This window comes from Aeromonas finlandensis, assembly GCF_000764645.1.
GTDB classification, from domain to species: Bacteria; Pseudomonadota; Gammaproteobacteria; order Enterobacterales; family Aeromonadaceae; genus Aeromonas; species Aeromonas finlandensis.
The window spans coordinates 1-4,480 of sequence record NZ_JRGK01000305.1 but is presented as its reverse complement, the minus strand read 5'-3'; the positions used below and the strand labels follow the sequence as shown (position 1 = coordinate 4,480).

The window sequence follows — 4,480 nt, the reverse complement described above, 5'->3', positions numbered from 1 at the left end:
CGGGATCTGGCGTACCCAGCGTGCCAGACTGGAAGCCGCGGGTCATGTGGTCGCCACCATTACCCTGATGCCGCCGTTTGGTCATATCGATGAGATGGTGCCGCTGTTGGCCACCCGGATTAACGATGTGCTGGCACACACCGGGGCCGACAAACTGGTGCTGGTCGGTCACAGCATGGGCGGGCTGGTCTGCCGCGACTATCTGGCTGTCCATGGCGGTGACAAGGTCGCGCGCCTTATTACCCTGGCGACCCCTCATCAAGGGAGTCAGCTGGCCGCGCTTGGGCTAGGTGCCAATGCCCGCGAGATGGAGCCGGGTTCCGGCTGGCTGCAACGTATCGCCTCGGTGCCCCTCTGTGTTCCGGGCATATCAGTACGCACCAGCCATGACAACGTGGTGATGCCGCAGGAGCGGCAACGACTGGCGGGGATGGAAGATATCGAGCTGCCCGCCATTGGCCACCTCTCTCTGCTCTACTCTCGCCGTACCACCGATCTGCTGCTTGGCCTGCTGGCCCGCACCTGACCTTCCTTAATCGTTCTTCAACCGTTATTCCAAATAAAACAGGGGCCTGATTGCTCAGGCCCCTGTTGATCTCTTTATCGCATCACCCGGTTAGAAGTGAATGCCCTTGATCAGGGTGGAGACGGCAACTTGATCGGCGGTCGCCTTGGACTTGTCGCCATCCTTGGGATCGGCAAAGGTGCGGAAGCTGGTATTCATGATCACCTGCGCGACCCGCGGCGCCAGGGCATGAACCACCTGACCGAACACCCCGAGGCGAGTCGCCAGTCGTACATGCTTGTTGATGATGGTATCGCACACCAGATCAGCCGCCTCTTCCGGCGTCATCATCGGTACCTGCTCATAGACCTTGGTTGGCGCGACCATGGGCGTTTTCACCAGCGGCATATTGATGATGGAGAAGCAGACGCCTTTGTCGGCAAACTCGGACGCGGCAGTTCGCACCCAGGCATCGAGCGCCGACTTGGAGGCCACGTAGGCGGAGAAGCGCGGCGCATTGGTCAGCACCCCGATGGAGGAGATGTTGATGATGTGTCCTCTCTTCTTCTCAATCATGGCGGGCAGTACCCCCATGATCACCTTGAGTGCCCCGAAATAGTTGAGCTGCATGGTGCGCTCCAGATCGTGGAAACGCTCGAAGGAGTCTTCGATGGAGCGGCGAATGGAGCGACCGGCGTTGTTGACCAGAATATCCACCCCGCCGTGGTCCTCCACAATCTGCCGGGTGATCGCCTCCCCCTGGGCCAGATCGGCGAGATCGCCCTGATAGATCTGCAGCGTGAGCCCCAACTCGGCAAACTCGGCCTGGGTTTCGGCGATCCTCTGCTCATCACGGGCAATGGTCACCACGATGGCCCCTGCCCCCGCCAGCTTGCGTGCGGTGGCACGGCCAATGCCCGAGGTCGCGCCGGTTACCAGCACCACTTTGCCCTCAACCCGACCACGCAGGGAGCGATCGATAAAGAGTTCGGGGTCGAGATGGCGCTCCCAGTAGTCCCACAACCGCCAGGCATAGCTGTGCAGTGGCGGCACTTCGATCCCCGTCCCTTTCAGCAGACGCTGGGTCTCGCGGCTGTCGAAACGGGTGGGATAGCTGATCAGGCGAAACACATCTTTGGGCAACCCCAGGTCAGCAATCGCGGCATCGCGAATACGGCGTACCGGCGCCATGGTCATCAGCATGGCCGTCAGGTGGCGGGGAATGAAGTTAAAGAGGGACGCATTGATGCGTATCGCCGGTTCAGGGGCATGCGCGGCGCGGGAGAAGGTGCTGAGCATATCCCCTACCCGCATAGGATTGGGGTCGGTCAGGTGGAAGGTTTTGTTCTCTTCCCCTTCCTGATGGGCGATATGGGTCATTGCATCGACCACGAAGTTGACCGGCACGATATTGATGCGGCCCCCCTCTACCCCGATGGCAGGCATCCAGGGCGGCAGCAGACGGCGCAGTTTCTGGATGGTCTTGAAGAAGTAATAAGGGCCGTCAATTTTATCCATCTCGCCGGTGTTGGAATCCCCGACCACAATGCCTGGCCGATAGATGCGCCACGGGAGGGTGCATTCGTTACGTACAATCCCCTCGGCTTCATGCTTGGTCTGGAAATAGGGCATGTCGAGGTGCTCGGCCTCATCGAACATATCTTCCCGAAACAGACCATCAAACAGACCTGCCGCTGCGATGGAGCTGCAGTGATGGAACTGACGGGCATGGAGTCGCTCAGCGAGTTGTACCGCCTGACGGGTCCCTTCGGTGTTGACCTGCTGCTGGATCCCCGCTTTGGCGTTGAGGTCATAAATGGCTGCAAGATGGAAAAAGTGGTCAATCTGGCCGAGCAACTGTTCCTGGATCTCGCCAGAGACCCCCAGCATGGGTTGCGTCAAATCGCCGGAGATGGCGACAGCACGGGATGCATCCACATCCCAGAATGACAACAGTTCTGACAATTTTTCCTGATGGGAAGGACGCATCAGGAAATAGATGGTGCAGTCGGGATGCTGCTGAAAAAGTTTTTTGACCAATCGACGCCCGATAAAGCCACTACCGCCTGTAATGAAATAGTTCATGAAGTAAATCCTGTTACTGATTTGGCTGTTACTGATTCGGCTATTACTTACCGTTAGATATATCACGATTCATATGGAAATCTGCAATCAGATTGCCGGTTCGTGAGCCATCCCTAAATTCAGCTCATTCCCTATTTCGTTATTAGGTAGAACCCTCTATTTTTTGTCCCTAGACTGGAGTTGAAAAATCAGTAATGCCACAACCGGATTGCCGTTGTTGTTGTCGCCATTACGTTTAACTGTCGTTATTCAAGGAGAAGATCATGGCTAAAAAACTCAAAGCGCTGGCGAGTTCAGTGACCGACAACCAACTCACCTCCACCATCAAAGAGTCCACTCAGCAGATCTGGCTGGCGGGTCTGGGTGCCTACGCCAAAGCGCAGGAAGAGGGCGGCAAAATTTTTGAAGCGCTGGTGCAAGAAGGTGAAGCGCTGCAAGCCAAAACTCGTCAGAGCGCTGACGAAAAAATTGCCGCAGTGACCGACAAGACTGCCAATACCTGGGGTCGTCTGGAGCAGGTATTCGAAGAGCGCGTTGCCCGCGCTGTCGCCAGCCTGGGTATCCCGACCCGCAAGGATATCGACAAGCTCTCCAAACGCATGGCCGAGCTGACCGACGTGGTACAGCAACTGCTGGATGCGCAGGAAGAAGAGGCCCCTGCCGCAGAAGCCAAACCGGCTGCCGCCAAAAAGCCCGCAGCCAGAAAGCCGCCGGTAAAGAAAGCGCCGATCGCCAAAGCCAGCGAAGCCGTCGTTGAGCAGGCAGCCGATCTCCTCTCTGCCGCCGAAGATGCGGTGAAAGAGGTGAAGGCCAAAGCGGAAAGCGTCCTGCCCTGATCCCTCGCGGTGAAAGAAGGTAGTTGATACCGGCCCATGCCCTTCGCTGGGCCGGTTTTTCCATGGATAGGGAGGCGACGTTATGAGTACCATCGCAATTGCCCTTGCTGGCGGCGGGCCGCTCGGTGGCATCTACGAGATCGGTGCCTGCGCAGCGCTCTCCGACAGCATCAGCGGTCTGCGGCTTGAACATGCCGATATGTATGTTGGCGTCAGTTCGGGCGCTGTGGTGGCGTCGGCGCTGGCCAACGGGATCTCGTCCGAAAAGCTGGTGCGGATCCTGCTCAGCGATGACTCGGGAGAGATATTTGACCCCGCGACCCTGCTGCGCCCCGCCTTTGGTGAATATGCCGACCGTCTGACCTCTATCCCGCCGCTGGCATGGCAGAGTTTGACCCACTATCTGGCGGCGCCCTGGAAGCGCAGCCTGTTTGAATCGCTGCAGGGCCTTTCCAAAGCTATCCCGACCGGGCTGTTTGACAACCGCGGGGTGGATCGCATCCTGAGGCAGTTTTTTGCTCGTCCCGGCCGCAGCAACGATTTTCGCCAACTGCGCAGCCGGCTGTTTGTGGTGGCCACCGAGCTCGACACCGGTCATCCGGTTGCGTTCGGTAGTCCGGGGCTTGATGATGTCCCCATTTCCGCGGCTGTGCAGGCCTCGGCCGCCCTGCCCGGGCTCTTTCCTCCTTCGCTTATCAATGGCCGTTACTATGTGGACGGTGCACTGATCAAAACCCTGCACGCCTCGGTGGCACTGCAGGAGGGGGCGGATCTGGTCTTCTGCATCAATCCACTGGTGCCGTTTGATGCTGATATGGCACCCGGAGAGCCGACCAATCTGGTGGACAGCGGCCTGCCGGTGGTGCTGGCCCAGACTTTTCGCGCCATCATCCACTCCCGCATGCATGTGGGGATGGATCGCTACAAACACCAATATCCCGACGCCGACGCCCTGCTGTTTGAACCCTCCTCCGCCGATGGCGAGATGTTCTTCACCAATGTGTTCAGCTATCGGGATCGCCGCCGCCTCTGCGAGCACGCTTACCAGCATACC

The 4,480-nt window shown here is 58.5% G+C and carries 4 protein-coding genes; 3 read left to right on the top strand and 1 reads right to left on the bottom strand.

The window, feature by feature from the left end:
* A partial coding sequence (locus LD28_RS0118985; RefSeq protein ID WP_033138483.1) for an alpha/beta fold hydrolase occupies positions 1–526 on the top strand: 526 nt, incomplete at its 5' end.
* Between the two features lie 90 nt (positions 527–616).
* Here the strand turns inward: LD28_RS0118985 and LD28_RS0118980 are convergent.
* Positions 617–2,590: an SDR family oxidoreductase gene (locus tag LD28_RS0118980; RefSeq protein ID WP_033138482.1), complete on the bottom strand. Its 1,974-nt coding sequence runs from the start codon at positions 2,588–2,590 to the stop codon at positions 617–619.
* 263 nt (positions 2,591–2,853) lie between these two features.
* Here LD28_RS0118980 and LD28_RS0118975 point away from each other — a divergent pair, with 263 nt between their 5' ends.
* Positions 2,854–3,426, top strand: coding sequence for a phasin family protein (locus LD28_RS0118975; protein ID WP_033138481.1), 573 nt, complete (start codon positions 2,854–2,856; stop codon positions 3,424–3,426).
* 82 nt (positions 3,427–3,508) lie between these two features.
* A partial coding sequence (locus LD28_RS0118970) for a patatin-like phospholipase family protein (protein WP_033138480.1) occupies positions 3,509–4,480 on the top strand: 972 nt, incomplete at its 3' end.

Excerpts from the sequence above, each read along its gene's own strand:
- LD28_RS0118980 (WP_033138482.1), bottom strand. The coding sequence starts at position 2,590 with ATGAACTATTTCATTACAGGCGGTAGTGGCTTTATCGGGCGTCGATTG.
- LD28_RS0118975 (WP_033138481.1), top strand. The coding sequence starts at position 2,854 with ATGGCTAAAAAACTCAAAGCGCTGGCGAGTTCAGTGACCGACAACCAA.